Here is a 19732-nt window from a genome sequence, read left to right as displayed (position 1 = left end):
AGTGAATACAGCGAGGGCCGCATGGTAAGCCCCCCCCTTGTGGGGAGGGGTTGGGGAGGGGTTTAAGACCCTCCCGTCATGCTGAGTATCTCAGAAGAAGCCGAGTGCCTTCGGGCTGTAGCTCACCAGCATGTTCTTGGTCTGCTGGTAGTGGTCGAGCATCATCTTGTGGGTTTCACGGCCGATGCCGGACTGCTTGTATCCGCCGAAGGCGGCATGGGCCGGGTAGGCGTGGTAGCAGTTGGTCCAGACGCGGCCGGCCTGAATCTCGCGGCCGAAGCGGTAGCAGCGATTGGCGTCTCGGCTCCRGACACCGGCACCGAGACCGTAGAGCGTGTCGTTGGCGATTTCGAGCGCTTCCTTCTCGTTCTTGAAGGTCGTGACCGAAACAACCGGTCCGAAGATTTCTTCCTGGAACACACGCATTTTGTTGTGACCCTTGAAGATCGTCGGCTTGACGTAATAGCCATTCGCCAACTCGCCGCCGAGATCGTTGCGCGAGCCGCCGGTCAGCACTTCCGCGCCTTCCTGCTTGCCGATATCGAGATAGGCGAGGATCTTTTCCAGCTGCTCCGTCGAGGCCTGGGCGCCGATCATTGTCGCGGTGTCGAGCGGGTTGCCCTGCTTGATCGCCTCGACGCGTTTGACGGCCTTTTCCATGAAGCGGTCGTAGATCGATTCCTGGACGAGGGCGCGGCTCGGGCAGGTGCAGACTTCGCCCTGGTTGAGGGCAAACATCGCAAAGCCTTCGAGCGCCTTGTCGAGGAAGTCGTCGTCTTCGGCCATCACATCGGCGAAGAAGATATTCGGCGATTTGCCGCCGAGCTCCAGCGTCACCGGAATGAGGTTCTGGCTGGCATATTGCATGATCAACCGGCCTGTCGTCGTCTCGCCGGTGAAGGCGATCTTGGCGACGCGCTGGCTGGTCGCCAGCGGCTTGCCGGCTTCGAGGCCGAAACCGTTGACGATGTTGAGCACGCCGGGCGGCAGGAGATCGCCGATGAGCTCGGCCCAGAGCAGGATCGAGGCCGGTGTCTGTTCGGCGGGCTTCAACACGACGCAGTTGCCGGCGGCAAGCGCAGGTGCCAGCTTCCAGGTGGCCATCAGGATCGGGAAGTTCCACGGAATGATCTGGCCGACGACGCCGAGCGGCTCATGGAAATGATAGGCCACGGTATCGTGGTCGATCTCGCCGATCGAACCTTCCTGGGCACGAATGCAGGAGGCGAAGTAGCGGAAGTGGTCGATCGCCAGCGGAATGTCGGCCGCCATGGTTTCGCGGATCGGCTTGCCGTTGTCCCAGGTCTCGGCCTGGGCGAGCAATTCCAGCTTGTCTTCCATGCGCTGGGCGATCTTCATGAGGATATTGGAGCGCTCGGCAGCGGAGGTGCGGCCCCATTTTTCCTTAGCCGCATGGGCGGCGTCGAGCGCGAGGTTGACGTCCTTTTCATTGGAGCGGGGAATGTCGCAGAGCTTGCCGCCGGTGACGGGCGTCAGGTTTTCGAAGTATTTTCCCTCGACCGGCTCGCGCCATTCGCCGCCGATATAGTTGCCGTATTTCAGCTTGAACGGCGACTCGACGATTTTCTGATGAAGCATGTCATCCTCCCTTGATGATCCAGGTTCCCAAGCGAACCAGTGGGAGGAAAATGTGCGTAATTTGGCGGAGGGACTAGGGCGGGTCTTCCATACCGCAGTGCACAGTGTCGCAGACCTGCGACAGCATCGCGTCGCGATTGCTCCAGGAGCGGAACCTTTACCCTGATCAGTGGAGATCGAGCTTCTTCATCTTCCTGTGCAGCGTTGCGCGGCTGATGCCAAGCGCGATCGCCGCCTGCGAGACATTGCCGCCGGCGCGCGACAGCGCCCGCAGCAGTGCCGCCTTTTCCGCCTCGACGATCTCGTCCTGCTGGGAGACGCCAGCCTCGTGCAGGGCATCGGCGGCAGGAATGCCGGCGGCGATGCGCTTGTCGTCCAGCTGCAGTGCGATGCGGGCGGCGCGCGTCGCGCCGAGCACCAGATCGTGCCTGTCGACGGCAAGCAGGGCGGCGGCGGAATTGGCGCCGGCCGGGACCATCAGGAAACGGGCGCCGGCAAAGGCCGAGCGGAAAAGGTTGAGCTCGATGCGCATCGCCGCATCGCGCACGGTCTGCGTCAGGATCGCCAGCGTCATCTCGTTGACGTCTTCGCGGCATGTGGAGATGTCGATGGCTGCTGCCACCCGGCCACGATGATCGCGGATCGGCGCCGTCGTGCAGCTGAGGCTGGTATTCGAGCAGAAAAAATGCTGATCGCGGAAGATGGCGACGGCACGCTCGTCGGCAAGTGCGGTGCCGATGCCGTTGGTGCCGATGCTGGCCTCTGTCCAGACCGAGCCGGTCCAGAGGCCGAGTTCGCGGAATTCCTTGTCGTCGCCGGCAGCGCCCCGGCGCTCCAGGGCGATGCCGTTCTTGTCGGTCAGAAGCAGGCAGCAGCCGGCCCTGCCAACGGTGGTAAAGAGACGATCGAGCTCTTCCGTCGCGCTGGCGATCAGCTGTTCGGACTGCTCGCGCGCGCGGCGGAATTCCTGGTCGGTGAGGCGCAGTGGAGCCCGCTGGTCCTCGGGGGCGAGCTGATGCATGGTCATGCACCGCCGCCATGAGGCGACAACGGGAGAACTGGCCGCCGCAGAATCGCGCTGGGCAGACGTGTAGACGTGCTCGGCGTGCGCTGAGTGTTCGTGCATCGGCTCCTCCCACCGAAGTTCAGCACATTCTGATGGAAAAGCGGCTGGTTTGCAATCGGCCGGTACTGGCGGTCGTCAGCATGCGGCTCTTCCTGACGACAATGGCGGAAATCACATTTCGGTGTTTGGGCGGCCATGGCGTAACAAATGACCCCTCTCTCTCGTAGTTTTATACGGAAGCAAGGTTTGCCAGACGAGGAGATCCGACCATGCTGAATAGACGATTGTTGCTGATGGGCGCCGCTTTTGGGGTGTTTGCGGTTCACCTGGGCCTGGCCGGCAAGGCGATCGCCGCCGAGACGTTTGCGGTGACGCATACCGACGAGGAATGGCGCAAGCTGCTGACGCCGGATCAATACGTCATCCTGCGCCGGGCGGGGACGGAACAGCCCTTCACCAGTGCCTTGCTGCATGAGGAGCGAAAGGGCAATTTCGCCTGCGCCGGCTGCGACCAGGACCTCTTTTCCTCGACCACCAAATTCGACAGCGGCACCGGCTGGCCGAGCTTCTGGGCGCCGCTCGAAAAAGCCGTCGGCACCACGAGCGACACGACTTTCGGCATGGTGCGCAGCGCCGTGCACTGCAGCCGCTGCGGTGGGCATCTCGGCCATGTCTTCGATGACGGCCCGAAGCCAACCGGGCTTCGCTACTGCATGAATGGGCTCGCCATGACATTCCGTCCGGCCTCGGCCTGATCGAGCGATGACCTTACTCGGTGCTGATGACTGCCTGCGCCTAGAACAGGATGATTTTAGGCCGGGTCGGCCTAAAATCTGAATCCTGTTCTAAATTAAGAGTTGGAGCATGATGTCGTCCGAAAACCGATCACACTTTTCGGCATCATGCTCCGCGCTGCAACCAGGCTTCGATGCCGCGCGCTGCCGCCCGGCCGGTCGCCAGGCAGGCGGTGAGGAGATAGCCGCCGGTCGGCGCTTCCCAGTCGAGCATCTCACCGGCGGCGAAAGTGCCCGGTAGCGCCTTCAACATGTAGCTGTCGTCGATGCCGCTCCAGCGGATGCCGCCGGCCGAGGAGATCGCTTCGGCGATCGGGCGGGTTTCGATCACCGGCACCGGCAGGGCCTTGATCATGCCGGCGAGACGCTCAGGATCGGTGCGGTCGTGCTCGGGAGCAAGTTCGCGCAACAGTGCCGCCTTGACGCCGTCGAGGCCGGCGCCCTTGCGCAGGCGGTTTGAAAAGCTCGATTTGGCATCCTGCCGCGCAAGGTCGCGGCTCAGCCTCTCAGTGGTGCGGCCGGGTGCAAGGTCGAGCGTCAGGGCAGCGCTGCCGTGGTTCAGCAGCCGGTCGCGGAGGCTAGCGGTGTGGGCATAGATCAGGCTGCCCTCGATGCCGCTCCCGGTGATGACGAATTCGCCGGGAAACGTGCCGGCCTCGGATGTTGCGGTGACCGACTTTACCGGCTCGCCGGCGAAACGCTCGCTAAAGCTTCCGCTCCAGCCGACGGCGAAGCCGCAATTGGCGGGCTTAAAGGGTTCGATCTCGACGCCTCTCTCCGATAGCCGAGTCAGCCAGCTTGCATCGGAGCCGAGGCGCGGCCAGCTGGCGCCGCCGAGCGCCAGCAGGGCTGCGTCGGAATGGACGATGCTGCGCCCTTCGGGCGTTTCGAAAGCATAACCATCTTCGGCAAAACCGGTCCAGCGGTGGCGGGTATGCAGCGTAGTGCCCTGCGCCTCCAGTCGCCTGAGCCAAGCGCGCAGCAAAGGAGAGGCCTTCATCACCTTAGGGAACACCCGGCCGGACGAGCCGACGAAGGTCTCGGTCCCGAGCCCTGCTGCCCAATCCCTGATATCATCAGGGGTAAAGGCATCAAGAGCGGGGCGCAGACGGGCGGAGGCCGCGCCGAAGCGTGTGGTGAAACGGGCATAATCCTCGGAATGCGTGATGTTGAGACCCGACTTGCCGGCCAAGAGGAACTTGCGGGCGAGGGTCGGCATGGCGTCGTAGACCGTCACCGCATGACCGGGACGGGAAAGCAGCTCGGCAGCCGCGAGACCGGCCGGGCCGCCGCCGATGATCGCAATCCGCTTCTGGTTCATTGATGTCTTCGCCCGATTCTGTCTGCATTCAGTTTTGGCGCGAGCGGGGACCGCCTGCAAGGGCAGCGGTCAGTGGTGCGGATGCGTGCACTGGCCGTGGTCGGCGAGCACCTCGATGACGCGGCATTGGTCGACGCGGCCGTGGCCGCAGCCTTCCACCATGGTTTCCAGCTCGGCCTTCAGCGCCATCAGGCTGCGGATGCGCTGCTCGACCTCGATGAGGCGGGCCTTGGCGATGGCGTCGGCCGAGGCGCAGGACTGGTGCGGATCATCCTGCAGGGTGAGCAGCGTGCGGATCGCCTCGATCTCGAAGCCGAGCTCACGGGCATGGCGGATGAAGGCGAGACGGCTGATATCCGCAGGCTCGAAGGAGCGCTGGTTGCCCTCGCTGCGGCTCGGCGCCGCGAGCAGGCCGATGCTCTCATAATAACGGACTGTCGGTACCTTGACGCCGCTCTGGCGCGCAGCTTCACCAATCGTGATCTTTTTCATGATTTTCCTCTTGCACCTCTAGTCGCTAGAGGATGTAGGAGAGATGCTTCTGTTTGACAAGGAAGCGGATGATGGCTGAGAGCGAGACACGATACCGGGTTGGCGGCATGGATTGCGCCGCCTGCGCAACCAAGATCGATACGGCGGTCAGACGCGTGGCGGGTGTCGCCGATGTTTCCGTCTCGGTGATGGCGGGCACGATGACCGTCCGGCACGATGGCAGCAGCGATCTCAAGGTGATCGAGAAGAAGGTGACGGGGCTCGGCTATTCCGTCGCGCCGCTTGCCGGAAACGCGGCGCCTGCGCATGAACGCGGCTCGCAGCATCGTCACGACCATGGACATGATCACGGCGATCACGCGGGCCATGACCACGATCATGAAGGCCATAGCCATGACCATGCAAGTCATGACCATGACCATCCTCACGATGATGGCGAGAAGGAAATCGAGGGGCTGCACGGGCACGATCATGCGCCGATGGCCGGTCCCTGGTGGCAGAGCAGGAAGGGCCGGTTGACCATTCTTTCGGGTGCCGCGCTCGTTGCCGCCTACACCGTCGGCCATCTCGTGCCGGCGATTGCGTCCTATGCCTTCATCGTCGCCATGCTGATCGGGCTGGTGCCGATCGCCCGGCGCGCCGTCATGGCCGCCCTCTCAGGCACACCGTTTTCGATCGAGATGCTGATGACGATCGCTGCCGTCGGCGCCGTCATCATCAATGCCGGTGAGGAAGCGGCAACCGTCGTGTTCCTGTTCCTCGTCGGCGAGTTGCTCGAAGGGGTAGCCGCGGGCAAGGCGCGCGAAAGCATCCAGTCGCTGACGGCCCTGGTGCCGAAGAGTGCGCTGCTCGAAGACAATGGGCAGACGCGGGAGGTGCCGGCGGAAAGCCTTGCGGTCGGTGCCATCATCATGGTGCGTCCCGGCGACCGGATCTCCGCGGACGGCATCATCATCTCAGGCGAGAGTGCGATCGACGAGGCGCCGGTGACGGGCGAGAGCACGCCGGTGCGCAAGGGCGTCGATGCCGTTGTTTTCGCCGGCACGGTGAATGGCGATGCGGTGCTCAGGGTTCGCGTCACGGCGGCCGCGGCCGACAATACCATCGCCCGCGTCGTCAAACTGGTGGAGGAAGCGCAGGAATCGAAGGCGCCGACCGAACGCTTCATCGATCGGTTTTCGCGCTATTACACGCCCGGCGTGGTCGTGGTCGCAGCGCTCGTCGCGGTCGTTCCGCCGCTGCTGTTCGCTGGGCCGTGGGGCGAATGGGTCTATAAGGGCCTTGCCATCCTCTTGATCGGCTGCCCTTGCGCGCTCGTCATCTCGACGCCGGCGGCGATCGCCGCTTCGCTTTCATCAGGTGCGCGGCGCGGACTCTTGATGAAGGGCGGCGCGGTGCTGGAAACGCTCGGCAAGGTGACGATGGTCGCCTTCGACAAGACAGGCACGCTGACGGAAGGCAAGCCTCAGGTGACTGACATCATTTCCTTTGGCCTGAGCGAGGCGCAGGTGCTGTCGCGCGCGGCGGTGCTGGAGCGGGGTTCCAGCCATCCGCTGGCGCTGGCGATCCTCAACCGCGCCAAGGCGGACGGCGTTCCCGTGCCGCCGGCCTTCGAGCTGGAAGCGCTGCCGGGCAAGGGTGTCAGCGGCAAAGTCGGCGGTGAGTCACTGGATCTGCTGTCGCCGCCTGCCGCCCGCGAGCGCGGGACGCTCAGCGCGGAACAGGATGCACGCATCACGGCGCTGAACGATGAGGGCAAGAGCGTGTCGGTGCTGCTCGTCAACGGTGTTGCGGCCGGCCTGATCGCCCTGCGCGACGAGCCGCGTGAGGATGCCGAGGCCGGGCTCGCTGCCCTCAAATCAGCAGGCGTCAAGGCGATCATGCTGACGGGCGACAACAAGCGCACGGCAGCAGCCGTTGCCGGCATGCTCGGCATCGACTGGCGCGGCGAGATGATGCCGGAGGACAAGCAGCGCGTCGTCGGCGAATTGAAGCGCCAGGGCTTCATCGTCGCCAAGGTCGGCGACGGCATCAACGATGCTCCGGCGCTGGCCGCTGCCGATATCGGTATCGCTATGGGCGGCGGCACCGATGTGGCGCTGGAGACGGCGGATGCCGCCGTGCTGCACGGACGTGTTGGCGACGTGGCGCGGATGATCGAACTTTCCAAACGCACGATGCGCAACATCCTGCAGAACATCACCATCGCACTCGGGCTAAAGGCGGTGTTTCTGGTCACGACGATCGCCGGCATTACCGGGCTCTGGCCAGCGATCCTCGCCGATACCGGCGCCACCGTGCTGGTGACGATCAACGCACTGCGGTTGCTTCGAATAAAGATATAAACATTCCTTTATGTCTATTGACGGCGTGCGATTGCGGGCGCATCCTTATGGCATCGTGGTTCTCTGGATCTTTTGGTCTGGAGCTAAGAGGGAATTCGGTGCGGCGCCTGCCCAATCCGAAGCTGCCCCCGCAACTGTAGGCGGAGAGCCGCCGTCCAATTGACGTCACTGGGGAGACGCCCGGGAAGACTGGACGGTGGCAGCGACCCGCAAGCCAGGAGACCTGCCGCGATTGATAACGTCCACGGGCGGGGTGTCCCGGTGTGCCGCTTTCAGCGAAACGGCACCGTCGTGTCCGTTCGTCGATGCGTCTCGCCAGTGCCTTGCCCATAACCCTCGGGGTAAGGAAATGAGCATCAAGACTGCAAATCTCGGTTTTCCAAGAATTGGAAGCCATCGCGAACTGAAATTTGCGCTGGAAAGCTACTGGGCCGGCAAGAGCGACGCGACCGCACTTCTGGATACGGCAAAAAAGCTGCGTGCCAACAACTGGAAGCTCCAGCAGCAGAAGGGGATCGCCGTCATTCCCTCCAACGACTTCTCGCTTTATGACCATGTTCTCGATCTCGCTGTGATGGTCGGCGCGATTCCGGCCGCCTATGGCTGGAAAGGCGACCCGGTCGATCTCGACATCTATTTCGCGATGGCGCGCGGCTCGACTGGCGAGGGCCATCACGGCGATTGCGGCCATGTCAGCCACGGCCACGGGGTGCCGGCACTGGAGATGACGAAATGGTTCGACACCAACTACCACTACATGGTTCCGGAACTCAGGCCTGACCAGGCCTTCACGCTGACGGCGAACAAGCCGCTGGAGGCTTTCCTGGAGGCGAAGGCACTCGGCATTCACACGCGGCCGCTTATTCTCGGGCCGGTCACCTTCCTGAAACTCGCCAAATCCACCGAGGCCGGCTTTGACACGGTCGAGCTGCTCGACCGGCTGCTGCCGGTCTATGCCAGGATATTTGCCGAGTTGAGAGCGGCGGGTGCCGACTGGGTACAGGTCGACGAGCCATGCCTCGTCCTCGATCTTTCCGACAGGGAGCGCGCCGCGCTCAGCCAGACCTATCGGGCACTCGGCGAAGTAGTGCCGGATCTCAAGATCATGCTCGCCGGTTATTTCGGCGATATGGGCGACAATCTTCCGGCGGCACTTGAGTTGCCGGTCGCAGGCCTTCACGTCGATCTGGTGCGCGGGCCGCAGCAGGTCGAGTTTCTCCTGGAAAGGGCGCCTGATAGTCTCGTGCTGTCGCTCGGCGTCATCGACGGACGCAACATCTGGCGGGCCGATCTCAACGCCATCCTGAACAGGATCGTGCCACTGGTTTCCAGATTAGGTGAGCATCGACTTCAAATCGCGCCGTCCTGCTCCCTCCTTCACGTGCCGATCGACCTCGAGCTGGAAGCAGGGCTCGACGGCGAGTTGAAAACATGGCTCGCCTTTGCGACGCAGAAGCTGGACGAGCTTGCCGTGCTCGGCAGCGGTGCCTTGGACCGGAGCGGCGTTATCGGTGCCCTTGAAGCTTCTTTGCGCGCCGTCGCTGCCCGCGCCTCTTCCTCGAGGGTTCATGATGCCAGAGTTGCGGCGCGAGTGGCAGGCATCGACGGGAGGATGAAACGCCGGGGTCGCGCATTCCTCGCGCGCAAAGCGCTTCAGGACGACCGATTGCGACTGCCGCTCTTCCCGACGACGACGATCGGCTCATTTCCGCAAACATCGGAAGTGCGCAAGTCGCGCGCCGCCTATGCAAAGGGTGCGATGAGCGGCGCCGACTACGAGGCCTTCCTCAGAAAGGAGACTGAGTCGGCGATCCGTTGGCAGGAGGAGATCGGCCTCGATGTGCTCGTTCACGGCGAGTTCGAGCGTAACGACATGGTGCAGTATTTCGGCGAGCAGCTTTCCGGATTTGCTTTCACGCAGCATGCCTGGGTGCAGAGCTACGGTTCACGCTATGTCCGCCCGCCGATCATCTTCGGCGATGTCTCACGCCCGAAGCCGATGACGGTCGAATGGTGGCGTTATGCGCAGTCGCTGACGGAAAAGCCGGTGAAGGGCATGCTGACGGGACCAGTGACGATCCTCAACTGGTCCTTCGTCCGTGACGATCTTGCGCGCGCCGATGTCAGCCGGCAGATAGCGCTGGCGATTCGCGACGAGGTGACCGATCTCGAAAAGGCAGGCGCGGCAATGATCCAGATCGATGAGGCGGCACTTCGCGAAGGCCTGCCGCTGCGAAAGGCCGATTGGAAGACCTATCTGGACTGGGCGGTGGAAAGCTTTCACCTGTGCTCGACCGGCGTTGCCGATGAGACGCAGATCCACACGCATATGTGCTATTCGGAGTTCAACCAAATCATCGGCGCCATCGCCGCGATGGATGCCGACGTCATCTCCATTGAGACCTCACGTTCGAAGATGGAGCTGCTGGAAGCCTTCCGAAGCTACAAATATCCGAACGAGATCGGTCCCGGCGTTTACGACATCCATTCGCCGCGCGTTCCGGAGGTCGGTGAGATGACTGAGCTCATGCAGCTTGCCCGCGGGCGGCTTTCGGATGGGCGGTTGTGGGTCAATCCGGATTGCGGCCTGAAGACCCGCAAATGGGAAGAGGTGCGTCCGGCACTCGTCAACATGGTCGCCGCCGCGCGGGCGTTGCGAGCCGTGGGGTCGGGGAAGGGCGCTTAAATCTCCGCAACATCTCGAGGAGCCGGCTTTTGCCGGCTCCTTTTATGAACGGGCTCTCCACAGCGCTTTTCCGTTAAAGCTTCGTTATCCACATCATACACAGTCACGGCGATTCGCTGCCGCCGTTGCTGCGCTGCCACAACAACTTGTTGACGTCATCAGCGATTCGCGTACCATATCTAGTGTTCGAGGTTCCGTCGATTCGTGAGGATCGGCGGCTAAGACGGGAATACGGTGCGTTTCGCCATCATGGCGCGGCAATGCCGGAGCTGCCCCCGCAACTGTAAGCGGCGAGCAACTGTCCGATTTCAGGTCACTGGAGCATGATGCTCCGGGAAGGCTGGGGCAGGGTGCTTTGACCCGTGAGCCAGGAGACCTGCCTCGAACGAAACGTCCACGGGCGGGGTGTCCGGAAGGTCGCGTTGCATGGCTGCGGGGAATCTCCGCATCGCGTTTCGCAGGCCCGAGCCTCCGCCCCCGAAACCTTCGCATTGAGCCACTTCGGGGTGAAGTCATGTCAGTATCTCAGTTCAGGCCGTCACCCGCTAGAGGTAGAGGGCGGATCACGCCCAGCGGCTGAACGAGCCGCATCGCTGCAAAATACAGAGTGTTTTCGACGGATATCGCGAGATTTCCGATCGATGTCCTGCGTCCCAATCGCGTCGTCACGAGGAATATCATGACCATCACAGTCTACAGCAAGCCTGCCTGCGTCCAATGCACTGCCACCTACCGCGCCCTCGACCGGTTGGGCGTCGATTATGACATCGTCGATATTTCGCAGAATGCCGAAGCGCTCGATCGGGTCCGCAGCCTCGGCTACATGCAGGCGCCCGTCGTCATCGCCGGCGAGCAGCATTGGGCCGGCTTCCGTCCCGACATGATCAGCGCACTTTCCTGAGGAAAGGCGATGGCTCTGATCGTCTATTATTCCAGCCGGTCCGAGAACACCCATCGGTTCGTCGCCAAGCTCGGACTGCGCGCGGCGCGCATTCCGCCAAATGGCGCAGACGCGTTCCATATCAGCGAACCCTTCGTGCTGATCGTGCCGACCTATAGCGGCGACGGCGGCAAGGGCGCCGTTCCCAAGCAGGTGATCCGTTTCCTCAACGATACGGAAAACCGAGGACACATCCGCGGCGTGATTGCCGCGGGCAACAGCAATTTCGGCGAAACATACGGGCTCGCCGGCGACGTGATCTCAAAGAAGTGCCAGGTGCCTTACCTCTACAGGTTCGAACTGCTGGGCACAGAAGCGGATGTCGCCAACGTCAAACACGGAATGGAACGGTTTTGGACACGGGAACAACTCTGACGCGGGATGCGGGCGCAAAACCGCATAACACTTTTGCTCATCCCGCCGGCGAACGCCCTTTGAAAGCGGCGGAAACGCTCGACTACCACGCGCTGAATGCGATGCTGAACCTCTATGACGATCAGGGGCGGATCCAGCTCGACAAGGATCGAATGGCGGCCAAGCAGTATTTCCTGCAGCATGTGAACCAGAACACGGTGTTCTTTCACAATCTCCGGGAAAAGCTCGATTACCTCGTGACCGAGGGCTATTACGAGCAGGAGGTTCTCGACCAGTATTCCTTCAATTTCGTGCGGGATCTGTTCGACCAGGCCTATGCCAAGAAGTTCCGTTTCCCGACCTTCCTCGGCGCCTTCAAATATTACACCAGCTATACGCTGAAGACCTTCGACGGAAAGCGCTATCTCGAGCGCTATGAGGACCGCATCTGCATGGTGGCCCTGGCCTTGGCGCGCGGCGACGAGAGCCTTGCCCGCGACATGGTCGACGAGATCATTTCCGGCCGCTTCCAGCCGGCGACGCCGACCTTCCTCAATGCCGGTAAGAAGCAGCGCGGCGAACTGGTTTCCTGCTTTCTGCTGCGCGTCGAGGACAATATGGAATCGATCGGCCGGTCGATCAATTCGGCGCTGCAATTGTCGAAGCGCGGCGGCGGCGTGGCGCTGTCGCTGACGAATATCCGCGAGGCAGGCGCGCCGATCAAGCATATCGAGAACCAGTCCTCGGGCATCATCCCTGTCATGAAGCTGCTCGAAGACAGTTTTTCCTATGCCAACCAGCTCGGCGCACGGCAGGGCGCGGGGGCCGTCTATCTCAATGCCCATCACCCCGACATCATGCGCTTTCTCGACACCAAGCGCGAAAATGCCGACGAGAAGATCCGCATCAAGACGCTGTCGCTCGGCGTCGTCGTGCCCGATATCACCTTCGAACTCGCGAGGAACAACGAGGACATGTACCTGTTCTCGCCCTATGACGTGGAGCGCGTCTATGGCGTGCCCTTCACCGAGATTTCCGTGACGGAAAAGTACCGCGAGATGGCTGACGACGCCCGCATCTCCAAGAAGAAGATCAAGGCACGCGAATTCTTCCAGGTGCTTGCCGAAATCCAGTTCGAGAGCGGCTATCCCTACATCATGTTCGAGGACACGGTGAACCGGGCAAACCCGATCGCCGGACGTATTTCGATGAGCAATCTATGCTCGGAAATCCTGCAGGTGAGTGAGGCGAGCGAATATAACGACGACCTCTCCTACAAACATCTCGGCAAGGACATCTCCTGTAATCTCGGCTCGCTGAACATCGCGGCAGCGATGGATTCGGTCGATTTCGGCAAGACGATCGAGACCTCGATCCGGGCGTTGAGTGCTGTTTCCGACATGAGCCACATCTCCTCAGTCCCTTCGATCGAGAAGGGCAATGACGAGAGCCATGCGATCGGCCTCGGCCAGATGAATCTGCACGGCTACCTCGCCCGCGAACGCATCTTCTATGGCTCCGAGGAAGGCGTCGATTTCACCAACATCTATTTCTACACGGTGACCTACCACGCGATCCGCGCCTCGAATCTTTTGGCGGTCGAACGCGGCGCGAGCTTCAAGGGCTTTGAGAACTCGAAATATGCCTCCGGCGACTATTTCGACAAATATACCGACCGGCTCTGGGAGCCGGCGACGGAGAGGGTCAAGGCGCTGTTCGAGACGTCAGGCATTCACATTCCGACGCAGGAAGATTGGGTGGCGTTGAAGAAGGCGGTGATGGCCTCCGGCCTCTATAACCAGAACCTGCAAGCAGTGCCGCCGACAGGGTCGATCTCTTATATCAATCACTCGACCTCCTCGATCCATCCGATCGTCTCGAAGATCGAGATCCGCAAGGAAGGCAAGATCGGCCGCGTCTATTATCCGGCGCCGTTCATGACCAACGACAATCTCGACTATTATCAGGATGCCTACGAGATCGGACCGGAGAAGATCATCGACACCTATGCGGCGGCGACCCAGCATGTCGACCAGGGCCTGTCACTGACCTTGTTCTTCCGCGACACGGCAACGACGCGCGACATCAACAAGGCGCAGATCCATGCCTGGAAGAAGGGCATCAAGACGATCTACTACATCCGCCTTCGCCAGATGGCGCTGTCCGGCACCGAGGTGCAGGGCTGCGTGTCTTGTACGCTGTAATTTGATATTTCGCTCCGGAGCATTTGCCCCTCACCCTAACCCTCTCCCCGTTTTGACGGGGAGAGGGGACTTGCCACACGAACCGGCAATAAAGACAGAAAAGGGTGCGGCATATCCCCTTCGCCCCGCTGGCGGGGAGAAGGTGCCGGCAGGCGGATGAGGGGCAAATCCGGACACATTTCTCAAGAGGGAACACAATGAACATGCAATTGAAGCCGGTCAGCCGCGTGCGCGCCATCAACTGGAACCGCATCGAGGACGACAAGGATCTCGAAGTCTGGAACCGGCTCACCGGCAATTTCTGGCTGCCGGAAAAAGTGCCGCTTTCCAACGACATTCCCTCCTGGGCAACGCTGACGCCGGCCGAGCAGCAGCTGACTATCCGCGTTTTCACTGGATTGACGCTGCTCGACACGATCCAGAACGGCGTCGGTTCCATCCGGCTGATGGAGGATGCGGTAACGCCGCATGAGGAGGCGGTGCTTTCCAACGTCTCCTTCATGGAGGCGGTGCATGCGCGCTCCTATTCGTCGATCTTCTCGACGCTGTGCTCGACGCCCGATGTCGACGATGCCTATCGCTGGTCGGAGGAGAACGAATTCCTGCAGCGGAAATCGGCGCTGATCATGGAGCAGTATCGCTCCGGCGATCCGTTGAAGAAGAAGGTTGCGAGCGTTTTTCTCGAAAGCTTCCTGTTCTATTCCGGCTTCTACCTGCCGATGTACTGGTCGAGCCGGGCCAAGCTGACCAACACGGCCGACATGATCCGGCTGATCATCCGCGACGAGGCGGTGCACGGCTATTATATCGGCTACAAGTTCCAGCGCGAGCTGGAGCGGCTCAGCGAGGAACGGAAGCAGGAGATCAAGGATTTCGCCTTCGAACTGCTGCTCGAACTCTACGACAACGAGGCGAAATATACCGAAGCGCTCTATGACGGCGTCGGGCTGACCGAGGACGTCAAGAAATTCCTGCATTACAATGCCAATAAGGCGCTGATGAACCTTGGCTACGAGGCGCTGTTCCCGGCTGAGGCCTGCAAGGTCAATCCGGCGATCCTGTCGGCGCTTTCGCCGAATGCCGACGAGAACCACGACTTCTTCTCCGGCTCCGGTTCCTCCTATGTCATCGGCAAGGCGGTGGCGACCGAGGACGAGGACTGGGATTTCTGAGGCTTGATCGCCGTCTGCCTCTTATCATTTGCTCTCTCATCGCCCACATTCAGCGGAAATAAATTCGGTCCTCGCCAATGATGTGGCGTAGCGGGAGTTTTTGATGCAATCCATTTCGAACAAGGCCGGGACTGTCGTCGAGGCGGGCGAAGGCGTCTGGCCGATCCGCAGAAGACGGATTCTCGACTGGCTGGTGAACGAGACGCGCGGTGAGCGGTTCATCGACAATATCCTGGTGGAAATGTGCGAGAAGCTGCTGGCGGCAGGGGTGCCGGTGGCGCGGGCGACATTGCATTTCAGGACGAACCATCCGCAATGGATAGGCGCCCGCATCCTCTGGAAGGAAGGCCTGGCAGAGGCGAAGATCAACACATTTGCCTATGGTGTCGAAAACACGCCGGAGTTCCTGAAGAGTCCCGTCAACGCGATCCATCAGGGTTCGGAGGAGGTGCGTAGACATCTGGAAGGCACAGCCGACAGCGACGAGGATTCATTCTATCAGGAACTGCGCGATGACGGCCTCACGGAGTATATCGCCTGGCCGCTCGAGCATACTTTCGGCAAACGGCATGTCGCGACATTTTCGACCAGCCGGCCGGGCGGTTTTACCAGCGAGCATGTCAATTTCCTGCGCGATCTGCTGCCGGCCCTGACCCTCGTCAGCGAAATCCGGCTGAAGAACATCATGGCGCGTACGCTGCTGCAGACCTATGTCGGACCGCATGCGAGCGAACAGATTCTGTCGGGCGTCACGACGCGCGGCAGCGGCGCGACTGTCGGTGCGGCAATCATGATCTGCGACCTGCGCGACTTTACGGCGATCTCCGATCTCTGGCCGCGTGACGATGTCATCCATCTGCTCAACGATTATTTCGACGCCATGTCGGATCCGATCGAACGGTATGGCGGAGAAATCCTGAAGTTCATGGGCGACGGATTGCTGGCGATCTTCCCGTTAGCCAAGGAAACCGCCTGCCTCGATCTGCTGCAGGCGATCCGCGAAGGGCAGGCGTTGATGGCGCAATTGAACCAGCAGTATGCGGGCAACGGACGCGAACCGCTGCGCTACGGCGTCGGGGTGCATGTCGGCGACGTCATGTACGGCAATATCGGCTCGCGCCGGCGGCTGGATTTCACCGTCATCGGTCCGGCGGTCAATGTTGCCTCGCGGCTGGAAACCCTGACCAAGGAGGTCAAGCGTCCGGTGCTCTTGTCGCGGGCCTTCGTCGAAATGGCGGGCTGCGCGAAAGACATGGACAGCCTCGGCACCTTCCCACTGCGCGGGCTCGGCGAGCCGGTCGATGTTTTCGCCTTTCCGGAGCGCTAGACACTTATACTCCCCGCTTGTTTCCCCAAAGCAGCACATGCAGTTGAGGTAGCACACGGGCTGCAAACCATTGGTCGGCTGTTACTTTTGCGACAAGCCAGTGCATCCGATCCATCACGCCGTCGATATCAATGCGCGCGTCATCGTCATCGGGAGGCGGCGGCGTATGATTGCCGGGCTGAAGGAACAAGGGAATTTGGGGATAGCGCTGACCCGCGCACTGGGCGAATTCGTAGTCGGCATCGTCGAAGACGACGATCTTCAATGCGACCTCCGGTCCGCCGGCAGCCAGTTGAAGGCAGTTATCCACCTGATCCCAATCCGTCAGCATTCCGCTTGATGGCGGCTTGGGGCTGACGACCAGGACGTCGAGATCGCGAAACCAGGCCTGGGCTACGCTTCCCTGTGTTTCCAGGGCAAAGCGGTATCCTTGCGAATGGCCAAGCTCGATCAGTGGCCTTAAGGGCTGTATCGCCGGATTGCCTCCGGAAAGGGAAACCGTCAGTGGCTTTCCCCCAGAGAGTTCCGTGACCTTATGCCAGATCGCCTCAGTGGACATGGGAATCCATTGATCCCGGAACGCGCTGTCGACCGCGTGAAGACTGTCGCACCAGGAGCACCGGTAGTCACAGCCACCTGTTCTCACGAAAACCGTCGGCAGTCCGATCAAGGCACCTTCACCCTGTATGGTCGGGCCAAAGATTTCGCTGACGCGAATGCTCCCGACGCTCACGGCCTGTACTCCGCCCATGTTTTAGGGGTCTCGCTGACACGAACAGACGAGGTCTCCGGAAAGCGCGGCTTGCACCAGTCGTAAAAGTGCCTTGCCAGGAACTCGGAAGTGACTTTCGAATGGCCGAAGACGTCGTTCAGGTGACGATGATCGAGAGCTTCGTCGATATAGCGCTTGAGCGGCGAGAGGTCGTGATAATCACGGACGAAGCCATCATCATTCAGGCTTTCCGCAGCCAGCTCGACGATGACGATGTAGTTGTGACCGTGGAGCCGAGCGCATTGATGGTCGGCAGGCAGGTGATCCAATTGATGGGAGGCAGAGAGATGAAACTCCTTGGTGATGCGGTACATCAACGCACCTCCGTGGCCGAGTATCGCGAGATCGCGGCTCTCCAGAAGTCCCGGTCTTCGTACTCCGTAGGATCTGGGACGCCGGCAAGATGGAAAGCTTCACGGCGTTCCACACAGGTTCCGCAGCGCCCACAGTGGAACTCGCCGCCTTTGTAGCAGGACCAGGTCTCCGAGAACGGCGTGCCATGTTTTTCGCCGTCAACCACGATCGCCGCTTTGGAAACGTCGACATAGGGTGCAAGCAGTTTCACGCTGGCATAACCGTCCAGCGCTTCGTTTTGCATATGCTGGAAAGCATCGATAAAGCCCGGCCGGCAGTCTGGATAAATGAAGTGGTCGCCGCCATGCACGGCGACGGCAACGGCATCTGCTTTTTGTGCGGCCGCCAGACCGAACGCGATTGCCAGCATGATAGCATTGCGGTTCGGCACGACGGTGGCCTTCATGGTCTCCTCGGCGTAGTGGCCGTCTGGAACCTCGACATTGTCGGTCAGGGCCGATCCGCTGAGATGACCGCCGATGCTGGCGATGTCGATGATATGATGGGGAACCGAGAGGCGCGAGGCACATCTGGCGGCGAAGTCGAGTTCCTTGCGATGCCGTTGGCCGTAGTCGAAGGAGACCAGGCCGATAAGCTGTTGTTCCGCTGCTACCTTGTGGGCAAGCGTAACGGAGTCCAGTCCGCCGGAGCAGACGACGATGGTTTTCATATTTTGGATCCCTTGTTTTGACCGGGTGGGCTGCGACCGGATTGCGCGGTGCTTCTAGGACAAATCACGCGTCATGGAAACAGTTTTGAAGCGTCAGCGTCATTAAGGGATGAGATGACGTTGATTTCACGGCGGTTTTCGTAGCTTCGAGGTTTGATGCCAACGCGAGGTCGTCTAACCGATCGGAAAGTTGATCTGCGGCGGCAGCAGGAGTTGCAGATCTTCGGCATCCGGATTGTTGATGCGTTGCAGCAGCATGCGTCCCAGATCCTCGCCGGCCGCCGTCAGGTCCTCGTGGATCGTGTCGACCTTCGGCTGCAGCTGGGTGAGAAGACGGGACGTTTCCTTGGCGACGATGTCGTAATCGACGGCCAGTATGCGGCCGGCATCGCTCATGCCGCTGATGACGGCGAGCGCCGAAACTTCGCCGGGGCAGATGAAACCATCAGGAGCATCCGGGGCATCAGTGCGGTTGCGGATGAAGTCGCGCATCACATCTGCCGGTGTATCGAGGTCGACCGCCTCGGGGACTTCGTAGGCGATGCCCGCCTCCCGCACCGCCGTCATGAAACCGTGCAGGATATGCTGGCAGAAGGTCAGCCGCTTTGGCGGCAGGATCACCATCACCTTTTTGCGGCCCTTGGCGATCAGCCGGCGCGCTGCCTCATAGGCAAAGGTGAAATTGTCGTAGTCGACATAGGGGTGCGGCGTCGAAAATTCGGTGCGGCCATGACAGATGAAGGGAAAGCCGGTTTCGAGCAGCAGGCGGACGCGGGCATCGAGCGGTTCGGTGCGCGTGAAGATCAGCCCGTCGGCGAGGTGGTTGCGGATGATGTATTTGGCGGCCTCGATATCGGTCGTCGACAGGAAGTTCGGGGCGACGACCAGATGGTATGAGGTCTCTTTCAGCGCTTTGGCGATGCCGTACATGATCGAGGTGCTGAAACCGACCACTTCCTCGTGCGAATCGAGCAGGATGGCGATGACGTTGGTGCGGCCTGTCTTCAGGCGCTGCGCGGCCCGGTCAGGGAGATAGCCGATTTCGCGGGCGATGCGATGCACCCGTTGGCGGGTCTCGAGTGAAATCTGCGGCGCATCGGAAAGCGCCCGTGACACCGTCGTCACCGCAAGGCCGGCGATCGTGGCGATCGTTCGCAAGGTCGGCTTGCCGCGCTTATGCGTGATATCGAGATTTTCGCCGCGCTGCGGCCGGGACGGTTCGGTCACCCTTGGCTTTCCATGCTGGAATTGCCGACACCATAACACGATGAATCCGGCGCGCAATAAAGGAATGAAAACGTTTTAAATTTTAACGTTTTGTTAGTGACGAATTAAATATGACTTATATTCAGTATCTTAGGGAAATAGCCATGTTTTTCTCGGGAGTCGAGAAAGGGCTTGACGACCAAAGATTTATAACGTTTTAAATTAGCAACCGCGCGGAGGAGCGCGGCCGTGTGCTGACCGCTGCAATGGCGGGGAGCATCGGGCGGCAGGGAGGTCCCGCCGCCGATTTGCAAACGGGAGGAAATTCATGAACAAGTTTTTGAGCTCGGCAGCTATTGCTGTCGTGATGATGGCTGGCCTCAGTGCTGCCCACGCCGCCGACGTGAAGGAAGTGCAGATGCTGCACTGG

The 19732-nt window shown here is 61.0% G+C and carries 16 protein-coding genes and 2 riboswitches; of the genes, 8 read left to right on the top strand and 8 right to left on the bottom strand.

Annotated features, from left to right (window positions below):
* Positions 1–90: 90 nt before the first annotated feature.
* Positions 91–1599, bottom strand: a complete 1509-nt coding sequence (adh, locus tag AC1ECN_RS30945) for an aldehyde dehydrogenase (protein WP_477955065.1) — start codon at positions 1597–1599, stop codon at positions 91–93.
* Between the two features lie 166 nt (positions 1600–1765).
* Positions 1766–2725, bottom strand: a complete 960-nt coding sequence (locus AC1ECN_RS30940; protein ID WP_130662306.1) for a helix-turn-helix domain-containing protein — start codon at positions 2723–2725, stop codon at positions 1766–1768.
* 209 nt (positions 2726–2934) lie between these two features.
* On the opposite strand from AC1ECN_RS30940, the gene msrB reads away from it, so the two are divergent.
* Positions 2935–3420: a peptide-methionine (R)-S-oxide reductase MsrB gene (gene msrB / locus AC1ECN_RS30935; RefSeq protein WP_018068181.1), complete on the top strand. Its 486-nt coding sequence runs from the start codon at positions 2935–2937 to the stop codon at positions 3418–3420.
* 145 nt (positions 3421–3565) lie between these two features.
* Here the strand turns inward: msrB and AC1ECN_RS30930 are convergent, their stop codons facing one another.
* The gene (locus AC1ECN_RS30930) at positions 3566–4780 is read right to left on the bottom strand and encodes a TIGR03862 family flavoprotein (protein WP_130673156.1); all 1215 of its coding nucleotides are present in this window, start codon (positions 4778–4780) and stop codon (positions 3566–3568) included.
* Between the two features lie 69 nt (positions 4781–4849).
* A complete protein-coding gene (locus AC1ECN_RS30925; RefSeq protein WP_027689385.1) occupies positions 4850–5272 on the bottom strand; it encodes a MerR family transcriptional regulator in 423 nt (140 codons plus the stop codon).
* A gap of 71 nt (positions 5273–5343) precedes the next feature.
* Between AC1ECN_RS30925 and AC1ECN_RS30920 the strand changes: the two genes are divergently transcribed.
* The 7 genes from AC1ECN_RS30920 to AC1ECN_RS30890 all read left to right on the top strand — a co-directional run bounded on the left by AC1ECN_RS30920 (position 5344) and on the right by AC1ECN_RS30890 (position 16300).
* Complete coding sequence (locus AC1ECN_RS30920; RefSeq protein ID WP_130673155.1) at positions 5344–7617, top strand: heavy metal translocating P-type ATPase; 2274 nt, start codon at positions 5344–5346, stop codon at positions 7615–7617.
* A gap of 40 nt (positions 7618–7657) precedes the next feature.
* Positions 7658–7862, top strand: a riboswitch (cobalamin riboswitch).
* Positions 7863–7966: 104 nt separating this feature from the next.
* Positions 7967–10303, top strand: a complete 2337-nt coding sequence (metE, locus tag AC1ECN_RS30915) for a 5-methyltetrahydropteroyltriglutamate--homocysteine S-methyltransferase (RefSeq protein ID WP_130725899.1) — start codon at positions 7967–7969, stop codon at positions 10301–10303.
* A gap of 172 nt (positions 10304–10475) precedes the next feature.
* Positions 10476–10701, top strand: a riboswitch (cobalamin riboswitch).
* 281 nt (positions 10702–10982) lie between these two features.
* Entirely contained in the window at positions 10983–11204 is a 222-nt protein-coding gene (nrdH, locus tag AC1ECN_RS30910) for a glutaredoxin-like protein NrdH (RefSeq protein ID WP_012759110.1), read from the top strand.
* Between the two features lie 9 nt (positions 11205–11213).
* Positions 11214–11618: a class Ib ribonucleoside-diphosphate reductase assembly flavoprotein NrdI gene (nrdI, locus tag AC1ECN_RS30905; protein ID WP_018068186.1), complete on the top strand. Its 405-nt coding sequence runs from the start codon at positions 11214–11216 to the stop codon at positions 11616–11618.
* A complete protein-coding gene (nrdE, locus tag AC1ECN_RS30900; protein ID WP_018068187.1) occupies positions 11597–13801 on the top strand; it encodes a class 1b ribonucleoside-diphosphate reductase subunit alpha in 2205 nt (734 codons plus the stop codon). Before nrdI ends, nrdE begins: the two co-directional genes overlap by 22 nt.
* Positions 13802–13998: 197 nt before the next feature.
* Positions 13999–14973, top strand: a complete 975-nt coding sequence (nrdF, locus tag AC1ECN_RS30895; protein ID WP_130673154.1) for a class 1b ribonucleoside-diphosphate reductase subunit beta — start codon at positions 13999–14001, stop codon at positions 14971–14973.
* Between the two features lie 103 nt (positions 14974–15076).
* On the top strand, positions 15077–16300 hold the full coding sequence (locus AC1ECN_RS30890; RefSeq protein ID WP_018068188.1) for an adenylate/guanylate cyclase domain-containing protein: 1224 nt from the start codon (positions 15077–15079) through the stop codon (positions 16298–16300).
* Positions 16301–16304: 4 nt separating this feature from the next.
* On the opposite strand, the gene queE is transcribed toward AC1ECN_RS30890, so the two are convergent.
* The 4 genes from queE to AC1ECN_RS30870 all read right to left on the bottom strand — a co-directional run bounded on the left by queE (position 16305) and on the right by AC1ECN_RS30870 (position 19323).
* The gene (gene queE / locus AC1ECN_RS30885) at positions 16305–17033 is read right to left on the bottom strand and encodes a 7-carboxy-7-deazaguanine synthase QueE (protein WP_026170605.1); all 729 of its coding nucleotides are present in this window, start codon (positions 17031–17033) and stop codon (positions 16305–16307) included.
* Entirely contained in the window at positions 17030–17386 is a 357-nt protein-coding gene (gene queD, locus AC1ECN_RS30880) for a 6-carboxytetrahydropterin synthase QueD (protein WP_018068190.1), read from the bottom strand. Before queD ends, queE begins: the two co-directional genes overlap by 4 nt.
* Positions 17386–18096 (bottom strand): 7-cyano-7-deazaguanine synthase QueC, encoded by a 711-nt coding sequence (queC, locus tag AC1ECN_RS30875; RefSeq protein WP_018068191.1) that lies wholly within the window; start codon positions 18094–18096, stop codon positions 17386–17388. The genes queD and queC overlap by 1 nt, the downstream gene beginning before the upstream one ends.
* A 174-nt stretch (positions 18097–18270) precedes the next feature.
* Entirely contained in the window at positions 18271–19323 is a 1053-nt protein-coding gene (locus AC1ECN_RS30870) for a LacI family transcriptional regulator (RefSeq protein ID WP_130673153.1), read from the bottom strand.
* Positions 19324–19732 lie beyond the last annotated feature (409 nt).

It is taken from the genome of Rhizobium sp. 01N447_2, from assembly GCF_056399245.1.
Note: the sequence above shows the minus strand (reverse complement) of the source record. Positions and strands in the feature narration are given on the sequence as shown.

What these genes read in the sequence shown, in the direction of transcription:
- AC1ECN_RS30940 (WP_130662306.1), bottom strand. Translation starts at nt 2,725, where the DNA reads ATGCACGAACACTCAGCGCACGCCGAGCACGTCTACACGTCTGCCCAG.
- msrB (WP_018068181.1), top strand. Translation starts at nt 2,935, where the DNA reads ATGCTGAATAGACGATTGTTGCTGATGGGCGCCGCTTTTGGGGTGTTT.
- AC1ECN_RS30930 (WP_130673156.1), bottom strand. Translation starts at nt 4,780, where the DNA reads ATGAACCAGAAGCGGATTGCGATCATCGGCGGCGGCCCGGCCGGTCTC.
- AC1ECN_RS30925 (WP_027689385.1), bottom strand. Translation starts at nt 5,272, where the DNA reads ATGAAAAAGATCACGATTGGTGAAGCTGCGCGCCAGAGCGGCGTCAAG.
- AC1ECN_RS30920 (WP_130673155.1), top strand. Translation starts at nt 5,344, where the DNA reads ATGGCTGAGAGCGAGACACGATACCGGGTTGGCGGCATGGATTGCGCC.
- metE (WP_130725899.1), top strand. Translation starts at nt 7,967, where the DNA reads ATGAGCATCAAGACTGCAAATCTCGGTTTTCCAAGAATTGGAAGCCAT.
- nrdH (WP_012759110.1), top strand. Translation starts at nt 10,983, where the DNA reads ATGACCATCACAGTCTACAGCAAGCCTGCCTGCGTCCAATGCACTGCC.
- nrdI (WP_018068186.1), top strand. Translation starts at nt 11,214, where the DNA reads ATGGCTCTGATCGTCTATTATTCCAGCCGGTCCGAGAACACCCATCGG.
- nrdF (WP_130673154.1), top strand. Translation starts at nt 13,999, where the DNA reads ATGAACATGCAATTGAAGCCGGTCAGCCGCGTGCGCGCCATCAACTGG.
- AC1ECN_RS30890 (WP_018068188.1), top strand. Translation starts at nt 15,077, where the DNA reads ATGCAATCCATTTCGAACAAGGCCGGGACTGTCGTCGAGGCGGGCGAA.
- queD (WP_018068190.1), bottom strand. Translation starts at nt 17,386, where the DNA reads ATGTACCGCATCACCAAGGAGTTTCATCTCTCTGCCTCCCATCAATTG.
- queC (WP_018068191.1), bottom strand. Translation starts at nt 18,096, where the DNA reads ATGAAAACCATCGTCGTCTGCTCCGGCGGACTGGACTCCGTTACGCTT.